We start from the raw sequence: 20,289 nt of genomic DNA, 5'->3' as shown, positions 1-20,289 counted from the left end.
TTTGCAGTTACTGAAGCCCTAAGCGTATTACTTGATGCGTTGCGCCAGCTCGACAGCTTTCCCAACATACGATCCCGGCGTCATGTCGAGAAGCAGTTTCTTGGCGTCATCGGGAATGGCGAGACCATTGATGAACGTCTGCAGACCTTCGCGCGTGATGCCTTTTCCGCGCGTCAATTCCTTCAACTGCTCGTAGGGGTTTTCCACGCCGTATCGGCGCATGACGGTTTGAATCGGTTCGGCCAGCACTTCCCAGCAATTATCCAGGTCTTCATTCAAACGCGCGGCATTCACTTCCAGTTTGTCGAGACCACGAATCAACGAATCGTAGGACAACAGCGAATAGCCAAACGCCACACCGATATTGCGCAACACGGTCGAATCGGTGAGGTCGCGTTGCCAGCGTGAAATTGGAAGTTTATCGGCGAGATGGCGCAGCAATGCGTTTGCCAATCCAAGATTGCCTTCCGAATTCTCAAAGTCGATGGGATTGACCTTGTGCGGCATGGTCGATGAACCAATCTCGCCCGCCTTCGTCCGCTGCTTGAAATAGCCGACGGAGATGTAACCCCACACATCGCGATCCAGATCCAAAAGGATGGTATTTGCGCGCGAGATGGCATCGAAGAGTTCGGCCATGTAGTCGTGCGGTTCAATCTGGATGGTGTACGGATTGAACGTCAGTTTCAGACGGTCTTCAATCACGCCTTCCGAGAACGCTTCCCAATCGAACTCCGGATACGCCGAAAGATGCGCGTTGAAATTGCCGACGGCGCCGTTCATCTTGCCGAGAACCGGCACTTCCGCGATGCGTTCAATCGCGCTCTGCAAACGCGCGGCGACGTTCGCCATTTCCTTGCCGAGGGTGGTCGGGCTGGCGGGCTGGCCGTGCGTTCGCGAGAGCATGGGTTGCGCGGCGTTGTCGTGAGCAAGCTTGATCAGGCGGTCATGCACGGAGCGCAGCGCCGGCAGAAGCACGTGTTCGCGGGCGCCCGCGATCATCATGCCGTGCGACGTGTTGTTGATGTCTTCAGACGTGCACGCGAAGTGGATGAACTCACTCGCGCGCTCGAGTTCCGGCTGGCCTTTGACGGATTCCTTGAGCCAGTATTCGACAGCTTTCACGTCGTGATTCGTGACCTTTTCGATGTCCTTGATGCGCGCCGCATCGTGCGCAGTGAAGCGCTCGGCGAGTTGCAGCAGGAAGTTTTCGGACGCTTCGGAGAAGGGCGGGATTTCATCGAATCCTGCTTGCGAGAGCGCGATCAGCCAATGAATCTCGACCTTCACGCGATGTTTCATGAACGCGGATTCGGACAACCAGTCCCGCAGCGCTTCGGTTTTGGCGGCATAACGGCCGTCGAGCGGCGACAGCGCGGTGAGCGCGAAAAGGGTATCGGGACGGGTATCGGACATGGTGGGGGGCGCGAGTGAGACGAAAGGAGGCATGGATTTTAACATTGGCCGCAGATCTGCTTTTTCCATTTGGATGGGAGCCTAACCGCCACATTCATGCCGTTGTGCTATCGTGCGATAGTGCAGTTGTAAGCGGTCGGACGCGTGCGACTGCCCCTGTGAGAACAAATCAACTTGATCCATCAACGTTCTTAGGTACCCCATGAGAGCAACCCTGTCAGAACCTAAAACCAGCGTGAAGGTGGTCGGTGCGAGCGGACAGATTTCGCTTGGAAAGGAATACGCTGGCCGGCAAGTGCTTGTTGAAGAACGCGAGCCCGGTGTGTGGCTGGTCCGGACTGCGCTCGTGATTCCTGAGAATGAAGCATGGATGCATACGGCAACTGCTCAGCAAGACATGCAGGAAGCTTTGGCCTGGGCAGCAGCAAATCCGCCTCAAGAGTCCGATCCGGACGCGCTTTTCACAGAGTTGGGACATGCCGAAGAGAAACGATCCCGTAAAACTGGATCTAAATAATCCCGTCTTTCAGCGAAACTGGGTCGCATTGGATAAGCCGGAAGCCTCGCGTGTTCTTGCAACAGTTAAAAAACTGCTGCAGTTGACTTGGGATCAGGTCTATCTGGACCAGGGGCTGAAATGGGAAAAAATCACCAGCGTGCGCCCGCCGCGCGGCATCGAAGCGGTGTATTCGCTGCGAATCACACAAGCGCGTCGCGCGACGGCATTTCGCGATGGTGACTATCTGCGATTTCTGACCATCGAAGGTGATCACGATGCCATTTTCGGAAAAAAATAACTCGCGTCCTGAGCGCAAGGTAACTACGAATGCCGGAATTCGTGGCAAGTCGCATGGCGACCAACCTGAAGGCTTCGGCACCCGCGTGCATCAGCGCTTTGCCGCCCTTGATAGCAGCGAGCTGACGCTCCCTGAGCGGAGCGAACGGCCTCGGGCCGCTGACTTGTCGAAATAACGATTCGGAAGTCCCGTCTGCTCAGCTTTTTCGCATAGCCCGATCCAGCGCCTCCAACTGCGCCGCCGTTCCAACATTCTCCCACTGCCCTTCGAATAGCTCGCCGGTAGCGCGCCCGGCCGCGACGGTCGCCTGATAGTAGGGTGTCAACGCTCGCCGCGTGTTGGGAGCCAGATCGCGGAACATGCGCGTATCGTACAAACCGATATTGCCAAACGTGTAGCGCGCCGGGCCGTCGAGGGAAAGCGTGCCGTTGGGTTCAAGCGCGAAATCCCCGAGCATATGAAATGGCGGATTTGGCACCATCACCAGATGCATCGCCGGCTCCACAGCAATCGCCATTGAAGGCGCGCGTGCTTTCAAGCTCGCATAATCGAAGTCGCAGAACACGTCACCGCTGACCGCCAGAAAAATCGCCGGCTCGCCGTGCGTTTCCAGCAGCGGCAAAGCCTGGGCGATCCCGCCAGCCGTCTCCAGCGCATGCATTTCGTGCGAGTAGCGAATCTCGACGCCCCAACGGGAACCATTGCCAAGATTCGATTGAAGCATCCGGCCAAGCCACGCGTGATTGATCACGATGACTTCAAACCCCGCCGCCGCCAGCCGTTCAATCTGCCACACAATCAACGCTTTACCGCCGACCTTCAAAAGCGGCTTGGGGCACGAATCCGTCAGCGGACGCATGCGCTCGCCGCGTCCGGCGGCAAAAATCATTGCAGTATTCAAGGCGCTCATCAGAACGTGTATCCCACATCCACGGCGCGGCCTTCGAGCGTATCGAGCAGGCGCGCAAACGGGCGCAACGGCCTGTAACGCTCGGACACCTTCCTCGCATAGCCGATAAACCTCGGCAAATCAGCCAGATACTGCGGCTTGCCATCGCGATGATAAATCCGCGCAAAAAGTCCCAGGACCTTGATGTGGCGCTGCAATCCCATCCACTCGACCTGCCGGTAGAACTCGCCGAAGTCGGCATCGACGGGAAGTCCCGCACGGCGCGCGCCTTCCCAGTAGTACACGAAGCAGTCGAGCTCGAACTCCTCTTCCCAACTGATGAACGCATCGCGCAACAGCGACGCAATGTCATAGCTCAACGGTCCATACACTGCGTCCTGAAAGTCGAGCACGCCGGGGTTAGGCTCGGCGACCATCAGATTGCGCGGCATGAAGTCGCGCAGCATGAAAACCTGCGGTTGCGCCAGCGCGCTTTGCACGAGCACGTTGAACGTGTCGTCGAGCACTTTGCGCTCGGCCGTCTCCAGCGTGTGGCCGAGATGCTTTGCCACGAACCACTCGGGCATCAGCTCCATTTCGCGGCGTAAAAACGCTTCATCGAAAGCGGGCAACACGCCTTCCCGCGATGTCACCTGGAACTTGATCAACGCATCGATCGCCGCGCGCATCAGCGGGCGCGCGTTTTTTTCATCGAGGACGGAGAGGTAGGTCGTGGTGCCAAGATCCGTGACCAGCATGAAGCCCGCGTCGAGATCGACCTCGAGAACCTGCGGCACATGGACGCCCGCATCGCGCAACAAACCGGCCACTTGCGCGAACTCGCGGCATTTCTCGGGCGGCGGGGCATCGACGGCGATCAGCGTGTTTCCAAAATCGCTTTGCGCGGCCAGCCGGAAATAGCGGCGGAAACTGGCGTCGGCGGAAGCGGGTGCAAGCGATGAAAGATCCAGTGCGTACCGTTCGGCCACGGTTTGCAGCCAGTCACGAAGCTGTGTAAGGCGAAAATCAGGGGTTTGGGGCGTCATAAATTCTAGGGGTGAAACGTCTTGCCATATAATACCCCACGACTTTTTTAAGCATTCCGTTTGCACCGCGTGTAACGCCCGGCGCCCCGGCCTGCAGCAAGCCTTAGCGGCTTTTTGCAGGACAGGAGTTACCGCCCGTACCATCCATCGATCGATTCATTTTCGTTCGCAGCGAACCGCACTCCGGTGGCGCGAGTTCCGGTGGCTGTGCCCGGGTGCTCACGCCAGAGGCGTCGAGCGCCGAGCGTGACGCGATTGAACAGCACTCAAACATGCCGCCACGACAGCTTTCCAAACAAGTTTTATCGCGCGAATCGCGTGATCAGCGGCCACGCAGGCGGCGGCTGTTCGCAGCGCTGATCGCAGTGCCCGGCCTCATGCCGGCGCTTGCCAACGCGCAGCTATCGGGCGCGGCGGCAGACACGCAGCCGCTTGGCGACCCGTGGAGCCTGCGTCTTGCTCCCCAGCTCGAAGAACGTCCGCTCAGGCAGGGCGACCAGCCGGCCACGTTCGTGCTGGGCGACCGCACCTTGGGCACGGCGGACCAGGACATGGCTGCGAAGGGTTCGGCCGAGCTGCGCCGCAACACCTCGGTGATCAAGTCGGATGCGCTGCATTACGACCAGGACACCGACATGGCCGATGCTTACGGCAATGTCAGGATCTTCAACAACGGCAATACGTTCATTGGCCCGGAAGCGCATTTGAAGGTGGAGGCGAACGAGGGTTACATGACGAACCCGAAGTACCGCTTCAACTTGTCGAACGGCTCGGGCAGCGCCGCGCGCGCGGATTTGATCGACAACGAGCAGACCCGCGTGGACCACGGCACCTACACGGCGTGTTCGTGCGAGACCGATCCGGCGTGGTACATCAAGGGCACGTCGTTTGATTTCGATACCGGCGCGAACGAAGGCGTAGCACACAACGGCGTGCTGTTCTTCCAGGGCGTGCCGGTATTCGCGAGCCCGTGGCTGTCGTTTCCGCTGACCGGCGAACGCCGCAGCGGCATCTTGCCGCCCACGGTGTCGCTGAATTCGACGACCGGTTTTGAAATCTCGCTGCCGTATTACTTCAACATCGCGCCGAACCGCGACTTGCTGGTGACACCGCGCCTGATGACACGGCGCGGCATTCAGTTGCAGTCGACCTTCCGGTATTTGTCGCCCACCTATTCGGGCACGATCACCGGCGAATTCCTGCCGAACGACATGCAGACGCATACGAACCGCTATGCGATCTACATTCAGCATCAGCAGAATTTCGGCGGCGGTTTCGCGGGCTACATCAACTACAACAAGGTCTCGGACAGCCAGTATCCGGAAGACCTGGGCAATGCCACGAATCAGTTCCTGAACGGTACGCAAGTGCTGTATCAACAGGAAGCGGGGTTGACCTACAACAACGGCCCGTGGTCCATCATCGCCCGCGAACAGCGCTGGCAGACCCTGCCGCCGGCGGTGGCGCCGTATGCGCGCGAGCCGCAGTTGAACGTGCTGTACAACAAGTACAACGTAGGCGGCTTCGACTACGGCGCGGAGATGGATTACACGCGCTTCACGACCACCGTCGACGATGCAACGAAGGGTCAGCGCGCCGTTTTCAATCCGTATTTGAGCTACAGCGTCACGGGCCCGGGTTATTTCGTCACGCCGAAGATTCAATACCATCTGGCGTCGTACAACCTGAGCCAGCTTGGCAGCGTTGCTTCCGGCACGCCCGCCAACCAGCCGAAGAGCCTGACGGAATCCATCCCGACAGTCAGTTTCGATACCGGCCTGGTCTTCGACCGTTCGGTCACCGTGTTCGGGCAGGATTACATCCAGACGCTGGAACCACGCCTGTACTACGTGTACACGCCGTACAGGAACCAGGAGTTCGCGCCTATCTTCGATACCGGCCAGGCCGACTTCAGCCTCGCCGAAATCTACACGCCGAACACGTACGCGGGTAACGACCGCATCGCGGACGCAAACCGGCTCACGGTCGGCCTGACCTCGCGTTTCATCAACCCGGCAACGGGCGACGAACGCGCGCGTTTTGTCATCGCGCAGCAGTATTATTTCCAGCCGCAGCGCGTGACGATCACGGAAGGCCAGCCGCTCGACCAGGCGAAGCATTCGGACCTGATCCTGGGCGCGTCCTTCAAGCTGGGCGCCGGTTTTTCGCAGGAAACGGCGTTCCAATATAATGCCGACAACAATCAGCTCGTGCGTTCGAGCATCGGTTTCGGATTCAGTCCGGAAGCGCGCAAGGTCATCAATATTGGCTACCGGTACACGCGGGCGAACGAAACCACGTTGTCCACCCAGCCGATCAACCAGGTTCTGCTCTCGGCACAATGGCCGATCACGCGACACATTTATAGCGTCGGCCGGGTGAACTACGATCTGGCAAGCCATCGTCTCGTCGACGGGCTGCTGGGCTTCCAGTACGATGCCGACTGCTGGACGCTCGGCCTCGGCGTGCAGCGTTACGCAAACGGTGTCAATAGCACGGGCAGTAACAGCGCCGGTACTCGCGTGCTGGCTCAAATGACGTTCAAGGGCTTGTCGAACGTCGATAACGGCCTGACCGCGGCATTCCGTGCCGGCGTTGCCGGTTACACGCCGCCACCGCCGCCGCCTGCGCCGCTTGCGCGTTACACCAATTACGAATGAACGCGTGAATAGAAACGGTCAGGGCAGAAAGTGCCTGTGGTACGCGCCGAGGCGTATATTTGCGGGTTTGGCGCGGCGTCATAGACACGCAGCAGCGCAAGGTAATAGGGCCGGTCACCGGCCGCAATCGATGGAGTATCTGTGTCAAACATGAACAAGTTTAAGTGGACAACGTTCGCGGCAAGCGCATGCGCAGCGGCTTTCCTGACCGGCCCGGTGGCGCACGCTCAGGCGTTGACCACGGCGGGCGGCGCGCAGATAGCGGATTCCGTCGTCGCGGTTGTGAACAACGACGTGATCACCGAGCGCGAGCTCAATGACCGCAGCAACCTGATCGTGCGTCGTCTGCAGCAGCAGAACGCGCCGGTTCCCCCAGCCGCTCAGCTGCAGCGGCAGGTGCTCGACCAGATGGTGCTGGAACGCATCCAGTTGCAGAAGGCGAAGGAAGACAACATCACCATCGACGACGCCACCGTTCAGCGCACGCTCGAGCGTCTCGCTCAGCAAAACCAGATGACGCTCGACGTGTACCGCGCGCGTATCGAGGCGCAAGGCGTTCCATGGACGACCTTTCAACGCGACGCCCGCACGGAGCTGACGCTCTCGAAGCTGCGTGAGAAAGAGGTGGACAGCAAGATCACGGTGTCGGACGCGGAAGTGGCGAACTACGTAGCCAGCCAGCGCGGACCGAACGCTCGCGGCGGCAACGACCTGCATCTGCAGCACATCATGTTCAAGGTGCCGGAAAACGCATCGCAGGCTGACATTGCCGCAATTCAGGCGAAGGCCGAGGCCGTACTGAAGGACGCGCAAAGCGGAACGGACTTCACGAAGCTCGCGAAGAACAACACGCAGGACACCGACGCGGCCAAGGGCGGCGATCTCGGTTTCCGTACGCAGTCCTCGTTGCCGGCATCGATTGTGACGGCGGTTTCGACGCTGCGTCCGAATCAGGTGAATCCGCAACTGATCCGCACCGACGGCGGTTTTGAGATCATCAAGCTGGTGGAACGGCGTACGGGTCAGGGCCAGGCCGCCGATGCACCCAAGCTCGTGCAAACGCACGTGCGCCACATTTTGTTGCGCGTGACCGACGGCACGTCGGAACCGGCAGCGCGTCAGAAGCTGCTTGAAATCAAGGCTGACGTTGCAAAGGGCGGCGATTTCGCCAACTATGCGCGGACCTACTCGTCGGACGGCTCGGCGTCGCAAGGCGGTGATCTCGGCTGGATCAGCCCGGGTGAAACCGTGCCGGAATTCGAGCGCGCCATGAACAACCTGAAAGACGGCGAAGTCAGCGATCCAGTTCGTTCCGAATACGGCTATCACTTGATCCAGGTGCTCGGACGTCGTGAAGCAGAAGGGTCGGTGCAGCAACAGCTCGATCTGGCGCGTCAGGCGATCGGTCAGCGCAAGGCTGAACAAGCGTATTCCGACTGGCTGCGCGAACTGCGCGATACCGCGTACGTCCAGTACAAGGGCACCGCTGCGCAGCAGGCCCTGAACCAGTAAGGGTTGTCCGAATGGAACCAGCAGGCCGCTCATTGTCGATAGCCATCACCACCGGGGAACCGGCCGGAGTTGGTCCTGAATTGACGGTGGCGGCGCTGGCTCAAGCGGCCACGCGCTGGCCCGGCGTCAGGTTCTCTGTGCTCGCCGACCGTGACCTCATGACCGAGCGCGCGGGGGCGTCTCCGTGGCTTTCCAGCGGTGCATCCGTTGAGATCGAACACCACGCGCTGAGCGTTCCGGCGCAAGCCGGCAAGCTCGACGCCGCGAACGGACGCTACGTGCTCGGTCTGCTCGATACAGCCATCGACGGCGCGCTCAGCGGACGCTTCGACGCCATCGTCACGGCGCCGCTGCAGAAAAGCACCATCAACGACGCCGGCGTTCCCTTCACCGGCCATACCGAATATCTCGCGGAACGCACGCATACGCCGCGTGTCGTGATGATGCTCGCGGGTTCGGGCGAGCGGCCGTTGCGGGTCGCGCTCGCCACCACGCATTTGCCGCTCAAGGACGTATCCGCGGCGCTGACGGTGGATGGCATTGTCGAAACGCTGAGCATCATTCATCGTGACCTGAAGGCCATGTTTGGCTTGGCTACGCCGCGCATTCTCGTCACCGGCCTGAATCCGCACGCGGGTGAAAACGGTTATCTCGGCCGCGAGGAAATCGATGTCATCACGCCGGCGCTGTTGCGTGCGCGCGAGCTGGGTATCGATGCGCCGGGTCCATATCCCGCAGACACGTTGTTCCAGCCGCGTTACCTGAAAGACGCCGATTGCGTGCTCGCCATGTTCCACGATCAGGGCCTGCCGGTCCTGAAGTACGCAACCTTCGGCGAAGGCATCAACGTGACGCTCGGCTTGCCGATCATCCGTACTTCCGTCGATCACGGCACCGCGCTCGATCTCGCCGGCACGGGCCGGGCGGACCCGGGCAGCCTGATTGTCGCCATCGATACCGCTGTTGCCATGGCGCGCCATCGTCGCGCGGCCTGATCCCCTTATTTGCAGTTCCTGACCGGTTTCTCCGATGTCCATCAAGCACCAGGGCCACTTCGCGCGCAAGCGCTTCGGGCAGAACTTCCTCGTTGACCAGGGCGTGATCGATTCGATCGTCGATACCATCGACCCCAAGCGCGGCGAACGCATGGTCGAGATCGGGCCAGGATTGGCCGCGCTGACCGCGCCGTTGATCGAGCGGCTTTCCACGCCGGAATCGCCGTTGCATGCGGTCGAGCTGGACCGCGATCTGATCGGCCGGCTGGAAAAGCGTTTTGGCAATCTGCTGGCGCTGCACGCCGGAGACGCGCTTGCGTTCGACTTCGGTTCGCTCGCGCTGGAAGGCGACAGGCCGTCGCTGCGGATTGTCGGGAATTTGCCGTACAACATTTCCAGCCCGCTGCTGTTTCATCTGACCACGTTCGCGCCAAAGGTCATCGACCAGCATTTCATGCTGCAGGACGAAGTGGTGGACAGGATGATCGCCGAGCCGGGCACCAAGGACTTTGGCCGGCTGACGGTGATGCTGCAATATCGCTATTCCATCGACAAACTGATCGATGTCCCGCCCGAGTCGTTCAATCCGCCGCCGAAGGTGAACTCGGCGATCGTCCGCATGATTCCGTACGCACCAAATGAACTGCCTGATGTGGATGACAAGGTGCTCGGCGAAGTCGTGCTGGCGGCTTTCTCGCAGCGGCGCAAGATGATGCGCAATACGTTGGGTGTGTATCGCGATCAGGTTGACTTCGATGCACTCGGCTTCGATCTTTCCCGGCGCGCCGAAGAAGTGCCTGTCGATGAATTCGTAAAGCTTGCACAGGTCGTGACGCAAGCGCGTAGTAATTAAGCGTCAATTTTATTTATTCGGCTCCCCGCTTCCTTTTCCAGGCTTTTCCCCTCTTGATCCCATGCGTTCCCTGCATTCTTTCGATGCAAGGAATGCACTGGAGTTAACCGTCTTCTTGCCCTCAAATTAGCGACGCGTTTCGCGCGGCCGGCTTTAAAGCCGCATGCGTGAACGCCGCCGATGCGTGCGGTTTTGATTCGCACTACGAGATGACAAAGAGACGGGAGACGCATGACAAGTTCAAGAATTTCGAGGAAAAAAAGTGGTATCGGCAACTGGTGCAAGTTGAGCTTTGCCGTTTTGCCCGCAGCGCTGAGTTGTGCATCGAGCCATGCACAGTCGAGTGTCACGCTTTATGGCGTCGCGGACGTCAGCTTGCGGTACCTCTCCAACGCCAACAAGCAAGGAGACGGGAACTTCGTCATGGGCCCGGGCGGCATGAGCGAAAGCCGCTGGGGCATCAAGGGCGTGGAAGACCTCGGCGGCGGCTGGTCGACCATGTTCAAGCTCGAAAACCGGTTCTTCCTGAACAACGGCCAAAGCGATCCGACCATGCCGTTCTTCAACGAAGCGCAGATCGGCATTCAATCCACATCGTATGGGCAGATCGTGATTGGCCGCCAATACAACGTGATGATCGAAGGCATCACCATGGGCGGTTACTCCAGCAATCCATGGATTCCATACGACTTCAGCTTCCAGCCTGAAGTCACCATGACTGGCGGTATCTGGAGCAGTAATCAGATCCAGTATCACGGCAAGTTCAAGGACTTGCGCATTTCCACCGCGTATTCATTCAGCGGCAACGCGGGCAGACTCTCGTATGGCAGTCAGTACGGCGTGGCTGCGGCGTTCGTGCCGGGCGGTGGACCCGTTTCGATTGGCGGGGCGTTCAAGGAAACCAAGGATTCCATCAACGGCAGCGACGCAAAGGCGTGGACCTTCGGCGGGTCGTACACATGGGACAAGACGCGCTTCGCGGTGGGTTATATCGTCAATCAGAACGACAAGGGGTTCACCACGTTCGCCAATGGTCCGTTCGCCGCGCCCGGTCTTGCCGCGCTGAAGTACTCGGACTTCAAGCGCCGCCGCATGATTCTCGGCGGCATTACGCAGCATGTCGGAAGCACATGGCATTTCGCCGCGAACGTCTGGCGCACGCTTCAGGATGGCAAGGCGCAATCGCAGGACGGCTCGGCGTGGCAGTACCAGCTGGTCGCGGATTACGACCTGTCAAAACGTACCGACGTGTATATCGAAACCGATTATTCGCGCTACAAGGGCGATCTGATCGGCGCGCAGTTGCAAGGCGTGAACGCCGTCGGTCTTGCGCAGAAAAGCACGCAGATCGGGGTGATGACCGGAATCCGGCATCGCTTCTGAATGTGCCTTGGGGCGTTCGGATGAATGCCTCGGGCATCGGCAAAAACGAGTGTGGATGATATAACCAGCCCGCATTGCATCAGGCAGAAAACATTTAGAGCTGCGTTACACATCATGCATGAGATCAATTCGCGTCGACTGGCGCACCTTGTCGCGCTCGCCGAAGAGGGCAGTTTTGCACGCGCGGCGGAGCGCGTGCATTTGAGCCAGCCCGCGTTGAGCCGCAGCATCCAGGCGCTCGAAGACGAATTCGATATCAAACTCTTCGACCGTGCTGCACGCGGCGTGGCTACGACTCCGGCGGGAAAGCTGCTCGTCGAGCGCGCGCGGCGCGTGCTGTTCGAAGCGCGTTGTCTTTTTCGCGATGTCGAGCTGATCCGTGCCGATGCACTCGGCGAAGTGCGGATCGGCCTGGGAGCGCATGCCGCCGATATCCTGTTTCCGGAAATGCTCGTCGAGTTCGCGCGGAAATATCCGGGTATCAAGATATCGCTGGAGATGGCTGAAGCGGGCACGTTGATGGAGCGGCTGCGTGCCGAGCGCGCGGATTTTGTCGTGGTGGATCGCCGGGAAACGGCCATTGCGCCCGATGTCACCATGCATCGGCTAACGGGTCACGACGGCGGCTGGTTCGTGCGGCAGGGCCATCCGCTGCTTGCGCGCGCACCCGTGCCGCTCGCGGCGCTGCGGGAGTATCCGCTGGTGTCGGTATCGTTGTCGGCGTTCATGGAAGACGCGTTGCGCCGGCTGCTGAAGTTTCGCGCGCACGAGGAGATTCCGCTGCACCTGGAATGCAACGATGTCGCCGTGTTGAAGAAAGTCGTCGCGCGCACGGATGCCGTCATGTTTTGCACGGCTTCGTCGGTGCAGCGCGATGTGCTCGATGAGCGGCTCGTGCGTGTGGCGATCGTGCATCCGCGCAAGCTGGGCTTGCAGTTCGCACTGGTTTGCCTTGCTGACCGCACGCAATCGGCGGCGGCTGATGGCGCACTTGCGCTCGCGGCGCAGATCATGAACGAGGCGACTCGTTCGGCGCGCTCAATGGGCCGCCTCAGATAATCAGGCGCGCGCCCGCGCAGCCGGTGAGTTCACCAGGCCGATGCCAATCACCACCAGCGCCGCCGCCATCACGAAGCGCGTGGTCAGCGTATCGCCGAGCAACAGCACGCCAAACGCCACGCCGAAGATCGGTGTCAAGAACGAGAACACGGAAAGCCGCGACGCCATGTAGCGCGTGAGCAGCCAGAACCACGTGAGGTAACTCAAAAACGCCACGATGATCGCCTGATACGCAAGGCTCGCAATCGCGGTCGGCGTGATCGTGCTGATGTGCGTCTGATCGAGCGCGCAGGCAAGCCCGAGCAAGACAATCGCCGATACACCCAGCTGATAGAACAGCGTCTTGCTTGCGCTGGCGCGCGCAAGCGGCGAGGCGCGGATCACGACGGTGGTCGCGGCCCAGAACACGCCGCCGAGCACGCCGAGCGCATCGCCCGCGGTGCCTTGCCATGTCGATGCCGTATCGGGGTTCGGATGCAGGAAGCCATCGGCGAAAGCAATGGCGATACCGCCGAACGCCAGCACAATCCCAGCCCATTGCACGCGCTTCAGCTTTTCGCCCGGCACGAAGAAGTGCAGGCCAAGCGCCATGAAACACGGCGCGGTGTAGAGGAACACGACCATGCGCGTTGCGCTGGTCAGCGTCAGGCCCAGGAAGATGCACACGAACTCGCCGCCGAACAGCACGCCCGCGAGCAGGCCGGACGGCAGCGTGTCGTCGCGGCGAAAGAGCGCCACGCCGCGCGAACGCGTCCACAACCACACCAGAATGGTCGCGATGGTCGAGCGGATGCCCGCCTGCAGCAGCGGTGGAAACGAGCCGTTCGCCCCTTTGATCGCGACTTGCTGGAAGCCCCATACCGCGCACAAGCCGATCATCAACAGAATGGCGGTGGCGTCGGGCGCGCGTCGAACGGGAAGGGCGGTGCTCATCGGAATGTCTTGTCTCTGCTTTTTATAGTGGTCTTGCTGGAGCTTTTAAAACGTTGAAGGCCCCGCAGGGCCTGTCGTTCAACTCACGAGTTCATCTCAAGAATGCTTCTCGATCAACTCGACCTTGTAGCCATCCGGGTCTTCCACGAACGCGATGACCGTCGTGCCGCCCTTCACCGGACCGGCTTCGCGCGACACCTTGCCGCCAGCTTCGCGGATGCGGTTGCACGCGGCGGCGGCGTCGTCCACTTCCAGCGCAATGTGGCCGTATGCCGAGCCCAGGTCGTACTTGTCGACGCCCCAGTTGTAGGTCAGTTCGAGCACGCTGTTTTCGCTTTCATCGCCGTAACCGACGAACGCCAGCGTGTACTTGTATTCGGTGTTCTCGCTTTGACGCAGCACTTTCATGCCGAGAATGCGCGTGTAGAAATCGATGGAACGCTGCAAGTCGCCAACGCGCAGCATGGTGTGAAGAAGTCGCATGATGGGGTCCTTTGGGGGTTGTCGTTTTAAGGCATCCTGAGCCGGCCGCTAGAGCAAAGGCAGCAGTTCAGGCGGGTGATGCTTGAGCGTATGCCGCGCTTCCCTGAAGTCAGGGTAGATCGATTCGACGGTATTCCAGAAACGCGCGCTGTGATTCATCTCGCGAAGGTGCGCGAGTTCGTGCGCGACCACGTAATCGATGATGTGAACCGGAAAGTGAATCAGCCGCCAGTTGAGCCGGATCTTGCCTTCGCTGGAACAGCTGCCCCAGCGCGTAGCCGCCGACGACAACGCGTACGCCTTGTATTCAACGCCAAGCTTTGCCGCATACACGGGCAGGCGTTGACCGAAAACTTCAAGCGCCTGTTTGTGCAGCCAGCGTTGCGCACGTTCGCGGATGACTTGCGGATCCGGCAACGCAGGAAGGCCGAGCCAGAGCACGTTGGCGGTGGTATCGAAATACGGTTGCGTCGCGCTCTTACCCGTCGTGCCGGGCGCAGCGGTCATCATCACGCTGATGTTCTGCCCGAGATACGGAAGCTGCGCGCCGTCCTTCCAGTCCATGCGCGGCACGACGCGTTGTTCAACGCGCGTTTGCCACTCTTCGAGCTTGTTGAAGATCCACTTCTCTTTCTCGGCGATCGCGCTTTCGATCGCACCAATCGTCACCCAGCGCGGCGCGGTTATCGCGAGGCCCGTGCCATCGATCATGAAACCGATGGTGCGTCGCGACGAACGCTTCAAGCGGTAATCGAGCTTCTTCGAGCCGAGCATCAGATGGCGGGTGCGTGTACCGTCTGGTGCGCGCAGAGGGGGAGCCGCGGGCGCGGTTGTGATGTCGCCGCGCAAGTTAGCGGGAATGGCGGGCGGCGTCGCCGATCCCGCGGGCGAGGGCGCTTGCTCCATCGGCGCATCGAGTGGCAGATGAAGAGGCAAATCAAGTTGCGGGTTGTCGAGCGCGGCAGCTTGATGCTGTCGCGTGGGGGTCTTCTGCATCGGCTCAGCTTGGCGCACGCGGCGCAGGAATGACGAAAAGAACGAAGCTAACGAAAACATGCGCCCGGAATTACAGCCCTGTTGTCGCGCCGTGGGATTGCGTGACAAAACGGTCGTCGGGACCATACGAATCCGGATCGATACGGCGCATTTCCGTTTCAATCCATTGCTCCACCCGCTGATTGACTTCGTCCGCGGTAAGGCCGGTCGTCTCGATCGGACGACCGATGGACATTGTGACTATACCCGCATATTTGAGAAACGATTTCCGCGGCCAGACGTGCCCCGCGTTATGCGCGACAGGCACGACTGGCGCGCCCGCCGCAACCGCGAAGCGCGCGCCGCCCGACTTGTATTTGCCCTGGCTGCCAACAGAGGTGCGCGTACCTTCCGGAAACATGATCACCCACGCGCCCTCGGCCATGCGCTCACGCCCTTGCCGCGCGACCGATGCAAACGCGTCCTTCCCCTGACGCCTGTCGATATGAACCATCTTCAGCATGCCCATGGTCCAGCCGAAGAACGGCACGAACAGCAACTCGCGCTTGAACACGTAGCAAAGCGGACGCGGCATCAACGCAGGGAACGCCAGCGTTTCCCAAGCGGATTGGTGTTTGGACAGGAGTACGGCGGGACCGTCGGGCAGGTTCTCCATGCCTTCGATCCTGTAGCGAATGCCGTTCAAATGCTGCATCACCACGATGCACGACTTGCACCAGAACGCCGCCATCCAGTAACGCTTTTCAGCACCGAGGAACGGAAAAGTGATGAAGCACACGCACGCGTACGGCACCGTGTACACAACAAAAAAAACCATCAACAACAACGAACGAATGAAGCGCATCGGCTTGAATGAGTTCTATGAATTCGACGAAATGCCGGCGCGTCAGTCGTGATCTTTAGCGAGGAAATCGAGCGCGAACCTGCGCAGGTCGTCGTGTACTTTTGTATTGGGCGGCAGATTACCCGCCGCCAGCGTTTTTCGTCCCTTGCCGGTCAGCACCAGATGCGACTTGAAGCCGAGCGCGGCGCCTGCCTGCAGATCGCGCAGCGAATCGCCGACCACCGGTGTGTCTTCCGGATCGATCTCGAAACGCTCCACGATTTGCTGCAACATGCCGGGCTTGGGCTTACGGCACTCGCACTGGTCTTCCTGCGTATGCGGGCAGAAAAACACCGCATCGATACGCCCACCCACCGCCGCCACCGCCCGGTTCATCTTCTCGTGCATGGCGTTGAGCGCGGCCATGTCGAAAAGACCCCGGCCAATGCCCGACTGGTTCGACGCAATCGCCACGCGATACCCAGCCTGATTCAGCCGCGCGATGGCTTCGAGACTGCCGGGAATGGCGACCCATTCATCCGGCGACTTGATGAACGCGTCCGAGTCGACGTTGATCACGCCGTCACGATCGAGAACCACCAGTTTCTTGTTTGCGTTGGTCGGCATGGTGTGTCGCATCAGGCGGCGAGCTTCGAGATATCCGCGACGCAATTCATCTGCTGATGCAACGCGCCGAGCAAGGCCAGGCGGTTGTTTCGCAGCGCGGGATCTTCGGCGTTCACCATGACGTCGTTGAAGAAGGTGTCCACGGCATCGCGCAACGCGGACAACGCCGAAAGCGCCTCCGTGTAGTTGCGCTCGGCGAGTTGCTTCTGCACGAGCGGTGCGACTTGCTCGAGTTGTGCATAGAGCGTTTTCTCGGCGGCTTCCTGCAAGAGCGCCGGTTGCACGCTTGCAGGCACGCCTTCGGCCGACTTCTTCAGGATGTTCGAAATACGTTTGTTCGCAGCCGCCAGCGATGCCGCTTCAGGCAGCGTCGCAAACTCACGCACGGCTTCGAGGCGAGCAACGATGTCGTCCAGGCGCGTGGGATTCAGGCTCAGCACGGCGTCGATTTCGACCGCGTTGAAACCGCGTTCACGCAACACGCCCCGCAACCGGTCGATGAAAAACGCGTAGATCGCGTCGGTCGAATCGGCGACTTGCGGCATATCGGCGAATTGCTTTTGCGCGGTGCGCAGCAAGTCGAACAAATCGATAGCCAGTTTCTTTTCCAGCAGAATCCGCAGCACGCCGAGCGCATGACGGCGCAGCGCGAACGGGTCTTTCTCGCCTGTTGGCTGCAAGCCGATACCCCAGATGCCCACGAGCGTTTCCAGCTTGTCGGCCAGAGCGACGGCGCTGCTCACGCCATTGGACGGGGTTTCATCGCCGGAAAAACGCGGCTGGTAATGTTCCGAACACGCGAGCGCGACTTCTTCCGGCTCGCCGTCTTGGCGCGCGTAGTACGTGCCCATCGTGCCTTGCAGCTCAGGGAATTCACCGACCATGTCGGTGAGCAAATCGGCCTTGGCGAGCAGCGCGGCGCGCTTCGTGACGGCGACGTCCACGCCGATCATCGGTGCGATCTCGCCTGCCAGCGCTTCCAGGCGCTGCACGCGCTGCAACTGCGAGCCCAGCTTGTTGTGATAAACCACGTTCGCAAGCTTCGGCACACGGTCGGCGAGGCGCGTCTTCTTGTCCTGCTCGAAGAAGAACTTGGCGTCGGCAAGACGCGGACGGATGACGCGCTCATTGCCTTCCACAATATCGGCAGGCGTCTCGGTTTCGATATTCGACACAATCAGGAAGCGCGAACGTAGCTTGCCGTGATCGTCGGTCAGCGCGAAATACTTCTGGTTCGTCTGCATGGTCAGGATCAGGCATTCCTGCGGCACTTGCAGGAACGATTCGTCAAAACGGCACTGATACACGACCGGCCATTCGACCAGCGCATTCACTTCGTCCAGCAACGTCTCGGGCATCACCACGCGATCTTCGCCCGCGAGCGCGAGCAACTGCGTACGGATGGATTCGCGGCGGTCATCGAAATTCGCGACAACACGGCCTTTCGAGCGCAGCGCTTCCGAGTAATCATCGGCGTGACTGATTGCCACGATGCCGCTCGACAAGAATCGATGACCCAGCGTGGTATCGCCGGAATCAATGCCAAGCGCGCTCACCGGCACGATGTCACGGCCATGCAGCGCAATCAGCCCATGGACCGGGCGCACGAACTGCACGCTGGCGCCGTCGGGCCGCTGATACGTCATGAGCTTCGGAATGGGCAGCTTGCCGAGCGTTTCGGTCAGCGCGGATTGCAAGCCTTCGGCGAGCGTTGCGCCTGGCGCGGCATAACGCAGGAAGAAGGCTTCGGCCTTGCCGTCTTGCGCGCGTTCGAGATCTTCGATCTTGGTGTCGGGGAAACCAAGCGCCGCGAGTTTTTTTGCGAGCGGCGGGGTGGGTTGTCCGTCTTTATCGAGCGCGACGGAAACCGGCAGCACTTTCTCGCGCACCTGGCGTTCGGGCGCAACCGCGCGAACGTTCTTGATGAGTACGGCGAGACGGCGCGGTGTGGCGAATTTCTCGAAACTTGCTTCGCCTTCGATCAGGTCGCGCGCAGCAAGGCGCTGCACGATGCCTTCGGCAAACGAGGTGCCAAGGCGCGCGAGCGCCTTCGGCGGCAGTTCTTCGGTCAGCAGCTCGACGAGCAGCGATGCTTGATTGATTTCGGTCATTGTTATGTCGTGCTCTGGTCAGGCCTGATCGATATTGCGCTCGACCTTCAGCGCCGGCGCCCAAGCGGGCTTGGCGGCGTCTTCCGCGTCGGTGATGAGTCCGGCGGCAGCGTGTACGGGGTTGCCCAGCATCGGGAAACCGAGCGCCTCGCGCGACTCGTAATAGCCCTTCGCAACAAGGCGCGAAAGATCACGAATCCGTCCGATATACGCCGCGCGCTCCGTCACCGAAATCGCGCCGCGTGCGTCGAGCAGGTTGAACGTGTGGCCGGCTTTCAGCACGAGTTCATACGCGGGCAGCGCCAGCTTTGCGTCGATCATCTTCTTGGCTTCGGCTTCGTAGCTCTTGAAGAACGTGAACAGCAAGTCGACGTTCGCGTGCTCGAAGTTGTAGGTGGACTGCTCCACCTCGTTCTGGTGATATACGTCGCCGTATGTGAGGCGCCGCATTTCGGGACCGTTCGGGCCGTTTTCTTCCCATTCGGTCCAGACGAGGTCATAGACGTTCTCGACCTTTTGCAAGTACATGGCGAGCCGTTCGAGACCGTAAGTGATTTCGCCCAGGACCGGCTTGCAATCGATACCGCCAACCTGCTGGAAGTACGTGAACTGCGTGACTTCCATGCCGTTGAGCCACACTTCCCAGCCGAGGCCCCACGCGCCGAGCGTCGGGTTTTCCCAGTCGTCTTCCACGAATCGCACATCGTTCTGCTTCAGATCGAAACCGAGCGCTTCGAGCGAACCGAGGTACAGATCGAGAATGTTTTCCGGCGCCGGCTTCAGCACCACTTGATACTGGTAGTAGTGCTGCAGGCGGTTCGGGTTGTCACCGTACCGGCCGTCCTTCGGGCGGCGCGACGGCTGCACATACGCTGCTCGCCACGGTTCCGGGCCGATCGCGCGCAAGAACGTGTGCACGTGCGACGTACCCGCGCCGACTTCCATGTCGATTGGCTGAAGAAGCGCGCAACCCTTGTTGTCCCAATAGGATTGCAGCGTCAGGATGATTTGCTGAAAAGTGAGCATGAATGCCTTTGAAGCGTGCCTTCGAGGTCGGGCCGGCGAATTAACGTGTCCGGGCGTCCTTCGAAGCGGACCGGAAATTCCGACGGCCGGAGGGCTAAAACCTTGAATTTTAGCGGGAATAAGGGGCTAGCGCGACTTTTCGGGGCCGAAGGGCACAGCCATAGGCCATTCGGCCGGGAAAAACGCGGGTTATGCGGCCAATCGTTTCACCATGGGCACGCAATTCATCGTCAGGCCGCGCGGCGAGCGGTATTGCGCGATTTCATCGCCTTCAAAACCGAGCGCGCGATAAAACGGCGCGGCGTTCAGCGTGGAATCGAGCCGTAGTTTCGTGCAACCCTGAGCACGTGCGAGTGTTTCGAGATGCGCCATCATTCCCGCGCCAATGCCGCGTTTCATGTACGCCGGGTCAACGAAGATCGCGTCGATCTTGCCGTTCGTGACATCGATCATGCCGGTGCCCACAACGCAATCGTCCACGGTTGCGACGAGAAACCGCTCTTCGACGGCAACGGCGAATGTTTTCGATGTCGCCCCGCCCGTCCATTCTTCCAGCTGATTCCGCGGATATGCGTTGATGCAATCGCTCATCACGGCGGCGCGGCGAATGCGCCACGCGGCGTCCGCGTCGGCGCGCGTGGCTTTGCGGATGATGAAAACGGGAGGGTGCATAGGCCGGT

The 20,289-nt window shown here is 60.4% G+C and carries 20 protein-coding genes; 9 read left to right on the top strand and 11 right to left on the bottom strand.

The annotated features are described in order from the left end of the window. Window positions 1-27: 27 nt before the first annotated feature. Window positions 28-1,416, bottom strand: a complete 1,389-nt coding sequence (gene purB, locus HB633_RS23875; RefSeq protein ID WP_213780590.1) for an adenylosuccinate lyase — start codon at window positions 1,414-1,416, stop codon at window positions 28-30. Window positions 1,417-1,618: 202 nt separating this feature from the next. Between purB and HB633_RS23870 the strand changes: the two genes are divergently transcribed. Both HB633_RS23870 and HB633_RS23865 read left to right on the top strand, forming a co-directional pair. Next, the gene (locus tag HB633_RS23870; protein ID WP_213780589.1) at window positions 1,619-1,933 is read left to right on the top strand and encodes a hypothetical protein; all 315 of its coding nucleotides are present in this window, start codon (window positions 1,619-1,621) and stop codon (window positions 1,931-1,933) included. Further along, complete coding sequence (locus HB633_RS23865; protein ID WP_213780588.1) at window positions 1,893-2,213, top strand: hypothetical protein; 321 nt, start codon at window positions 1,893-1,895, stop codon at window positions 2,211-2,213. The genes HB633_RS23870 and HB633_RS23865 overlap by 41 nt, the downstream gene beginning before the upstream one ends. A 196-nt stretch (window positions 2,214-2,409) precedes the next feature. Here HB633_RS23865 and murU read toward each other — a convergent pair whose 3' ends face one another. Continuing rightward, the gene (murU, locus tag HB633_RS23860) at window positions 2,410-3,126 is read right to left on the bottom strand and encodes an N-acetylmuramate alpha-1-phosphate uridylyltransferase MurU (RefSeq protein ID WP_213780672.1); all 717 of its coding nucleotides are present in this window, start codon (window positions 3,124-3,126) and stop codon (window positions 2,410-2,412) included. Then, complete coding sequence (locus HB633_RS23855) at window positions 3,123-4,148, bottom strand: phosphotransferase (protein ID WP_213780587.1); 1,026 nt, start codon at window positions 4,146-4,148, stop codon at window positions 3,123-3,125. The genes murU and HB633_RS23855 overlap by 4 nt, the downstream gene beginning before the upstream one ends. Window positions 4,149-4,420: 272 nt before the next feature. Here HB633_RS23855 and HB633_RS23850 point away from each other — a divergent pair, with 272 nt between their 5' ends. From HB633_RS23850 to HB633_RS23825, 6 genes are all read left to right on the top strand, one after another. Beyond that, window positions 4,421-6,808, top strand: coding sequence for an LPS-assembly protein LptD (locus HB633_RS23850; RefSeq protein WP_213780586.1), 2,388 nt, complete (start codon window positions 4,421-4,423; stop codon window positions 6,806-6,808). A 141-nt stretch (window positions 6,809-6,949) separates the two neighbouring features. Then, window positions 6,950-8,320: a peptidylprolyl isomerase gene (locus tag HB633_RS23845; protein WP_346730354.1), complete on the top strand. Its 1,371-nt coding sequence runs from the start codon at window positions 6,950-6,952 to the stop codon at window positions 8,318-8,320. 11 nt (window positions 8,321-8,331) lie between these two features. Further along, window positions 8,332-9,315, top strand: a complete 984-nt coding sequence (pdxA, locus tag HB633_RS23840; RefSeq protein WP_213780584.1) for a 4-hydroxythreonine-4-phosphate dehydrogenase PdxA — start codon at window positions 8,332-8,334, stop codon at window positions 9,313-9,315. Window positions 9,316-9,349: 34 nt separating this feature from the next. Beyond that, window positions 9,350-10,168: a 16S rRNA (adenine(1518)-N(6)/adenine(1519)-N(6))-dimethyltransferase RsmA gene (gene rsmA / locus HB633_RS23835; protein ID WP_213780583.1), complete on the top strand. Its 819-nt coding sequence runs from the start codon at window positions 9,350-9,352 to the stop codon at window positions 10,166-10,168. Window positions 10,169-10,399: 231 nt separating this feature from the next. Beyond that, window positions 10,400-11,551: a porin gene (locus HB633_RS23830; RefSeq protein ID WP_213780582.1), complete on the top strand. Its 1,152-nt coding sequence runs from the start codon at window positions 10,400-10,402 to the stop codon at window positions 11,549-11,551. A gap of 114 nt (window positions 11,552-11,665) precedes the next feature. Continuing rightward, complete coding sequence (locus HB633_RS23825; protein ID WP_213780581.1) at window positions 11,666-12,610, top strand: LysR family transcriptional regulator; 945 nt, start codon at window positions 11,666-11,668, stop codon at window positions 12,608-12,610. On the opposite strand, the gene HB633_RS23820 is transcribed toward HB633_RS23825, so the two are convergent. The 4 genes from HB633_RS23820 to HB633_RS23805 form a co-directional block, all read right to left on the bottom strand. Then, complete coding sequence (locus HB633_RS23820) at window positions 12,611-13,543, bottom strand: DMT family transporter (protein WP_213780580.1); 933 nt, start codon at window positions 13,541-13,543, stop codon at window positions 12,611-12,613. It abuts the gene before it with no gap. A 96-nt stretch (window positions 13,544-13,639) separates the two neighbouring features. Further along, on the bottom strand, window positions 13,640-14,026 hold the full coding sequence (gene gloA / locus HB633_RS23815) for a lactoylglutathione lyase (RefSeq protein WP_056351352.1): 387 nt from the start codon (window positions 14,024-14,026) through the stop codon (window positions 13,640-13,642). 48 nt (window positions 14,027-14,074) lie between these two features. Next, entirely contained in the window at window positions 14,075-15,022 is a 948-nt protein-coding gene (locus HB633_RS23810) for a SprT family zinc-dependent metalloprotease (protein ID WP_213780579.1), read from the bottom strand. A gap of 70 nt (window positions 15,023-15,092) precedes the next feature. Then, the gene (locus tag HB633_RS23805) at window positions 15,093-15,839 is read right to left on the bottom strand and encodes a lysophospholipid acyltransferase family protein (RefSeq protein ID WP_255581103.1); all 747 of its coding nucleotides are present in this window, start codon (window positions 15,837-15,839) and stop codon (window positions 15,093-15,095) included. Here HB633_RS23805 and HB633_RS30995 point away from each other — a divergent pair. Continuing rightward, window positions 15,790-15,918, top strand: a complete 129-nt coding sequence (locus HB633_RS30995; protein ID WP_255581113.1) for a hypothetical protein — start codon at window positions 15,790-15,792, stop codon at window positions 15,916-15,918. The genes HB633_RS23805 and HB633_RS30995 overlap by 50 nt on opposite strands. On the opposite strand, the gene gmhB is transcribed toward HB633_RS30995, so the two are convergent. From gmhB to HB633_RS23785, 4 genes are all read right to left on the bottom strand, one after another. Continuing rightward, on the bottom strand, window positions 15,909-16,472 hold the full coding sequence (gene gmhB / locus HB633_RS23800; RefSeq protein ID WP_255581091.1) for a D-glycero-beta-D-manno-heptose 1,7-bisphosphate 7-phosphatase: 564 nt from the start codon (window positions 16,470-16,472) through the stop codon (window positions 15,909-15,911). The genes HB633_RS30995 and gmhB overlap by 10 nt on opposite strands. A gap of 11 nt (window positions 16,473-16,483) precedes the next feature. After that, window positions 16,484-18,583, bottom strand: coding sequence for a glycine--tRNA ligase subunit beta (gene glyS / locus HB633_RS23795; RefSeq protein WP_213780576.1), 2,100 nt, complete (start codon window positions 18,581-18,583; stop codon window positions 16,484-16,486). An 18-nt stretch (window positions 18,584-18,601) separates the two neighbouring features. Next, window positions 18,602-19,609 (bottom strand): glycine--tRNA ligase subunit alpha, encoded by a 1,008-nt coding sequence (gene glyQ, locus HB633_RS23790; protein ID WP_213780575.1) that lies wholly within the window; start codon window positions 19,607-19,609, stop codon window positions 18,602-18,604. Between the two features lie 189 nt (window positions 19,610-19,798). After that, window positions 19,799-20,281, bottom strand: coding sequence for a GNAT family N-acetyltransferase (locus HB633_RS23785; RefSeq protein ID WP_213780574.1), 483 nt, complete (start codon window positions 20,279-20,281; stop codon window positions 19,799-19,801). Between the last annotated feature and the right edge of the window lie 8 nt (window positions 20,282-20,289).

Origin of the sequence: Caballeronia sp. dw_276 (assembly GCF_018449635.1) — a bacterium.
In the GTDB taxonomy this organism is placed as follows: Bacteria; Pseudomonadota; Gammaproteobacteria; order Burkholderiales; family Burkholderiaceae; genus Caballeronia.
This window is presented reverse-complemented; position numbering and strand designations above follow the sequence as displayed.

What these genes read in the sequence shown, in the direction of transcription:
- HB633_RS23830 (WP_213780582.1), top strand. Translation starts at nt 10,400, where the DNA reads ATGACAAGTTCAAGAATTTCGAGGAAAAAAAGTGGTATCGGCAACTGG.
- HB633_RS23865 (WP_213780588.1), top strand. Translation starts at nt 1,893, where the DNA reads ATGCCGAAGAGAAACGATCCCGTAAAACTGGATCTAAATAATCCCGTC.
- HB633_RS23855 (WP_213780587.1), bottom strand. Translation starts at nt 4,148, where the DNA reads ATGACGCCCCAAACCCCTGATTTTCGCCTTACACAGCTTCGTGACTGG.
- rsmA (WP_213780583.1), top strand. Translation starts at nt 9,350, where the DNA reads ATGTCCATCAAGCACCAGGGCCACTTCGCGCGCAAGCGCTTCGGGCAG.
- HB633_RS23870 (WP_213780589.1), top strand. Translation starts at nt 1,619, where the DNA reads ATGAGAGCAACCCTGTCAGAACCTAAAACCAGCGTGAAGGTGGTCGGT.
- HB633_RS23825 (WP_213780581.1), top strand. Translation starts at nt 11,666, where the DNA reads ATGCATGAGATCAATTCGCGTCGACTGGCGCACCTTGTCGCGCTCGCC.
- HB633_RS23785 (WP_213780574.1), bottom strand. Translation starts at nt 20,281, where the DNA reads ATGCACCCTCCCGTTTTCATCATCCGCAAAGCCACGCGCGCCGACGCG.
- glyS (WP_213780576.1), bottom strand. Translation starts at nt 18,583, where the DNA reads ATGACCGAAATCAATCAAGCATCGCTGCTCGTCGAGCTGCTGACCGAA.
- pdxA (WP_213780584.1), top strand. Translation starts at nt 8,332, where the DNA reads ATGGAACCAGCAGGCCGCTCATTGTCGATAGCCATCACCACCGGGGAA.
- gloA (WP_056351352.1), bottom strand. Translation starts at nt 14,026, where the DNA reads ATGCGACTTCTTCACACCATGCTGCGCGTTGGCGACTTGCAGCGTTCC.
- HB633_RS30995 (WP_255581113.1), top strand. Translation starts at nt 15,790, where the DNA reads ATGAAGCACACGCACGCGTACGGCACCGTGTACACAACAAAAAAAACC.
- HB633_RS23810 (WP_213780579.1), bottom strand. Translation starts at nt 15,022, where the DNA reads ATGCAGAAGACCCCCACGCGACAGCATCAAGCTGCCGCGCTCGACAAC.
- HB633_RS23820 (WP_213780580.1), bottom strand. Translation starts at nt 13,543, where the DNA reads ATGAGCACCGCCCTTCCCGTTCGACGCGCGCCCGACGCCACCGCCATT.
- HB633_RS23850 (WP_213780586.1), top strand. Translation starts at nt 4,421, where the DNA reads ATGCCGCCACGACAGCTTTCCAAACAAGTTTTATCGCGCGAATCGCGT.
- glyQ (WP_213780575.1), bottom strand. Translation starts at nt 19,609, where the DNA reads ATGCTCACTTTTCAGCAAATCATCCTGACGCTGCAATCCTATTGGGAC.
- HB633_RS23805 (WP_255581103.1), bottom strand. Translation starts at nt 15,839, where the DNA reads ATGGTTTTTTTTGTTGTGTACACGGTGCCGTACGCGTGCGTGTGCTTC.
- purB (WP_213780590.1), bottom strand. Translation starts at nt 1,416, where the DNA reads ATGTCCGATACCCGTCCCGATACCCTTTTCGCGCTCACCGCGCTGTCG.
- gmhB (WP_255581091.1), bottom strand. Translation starts at nt 16,472, where the DNA reads ATGCCGACCAACGCAAACAAGAAACTGGTGGTTCTCGATCGTGACGGC.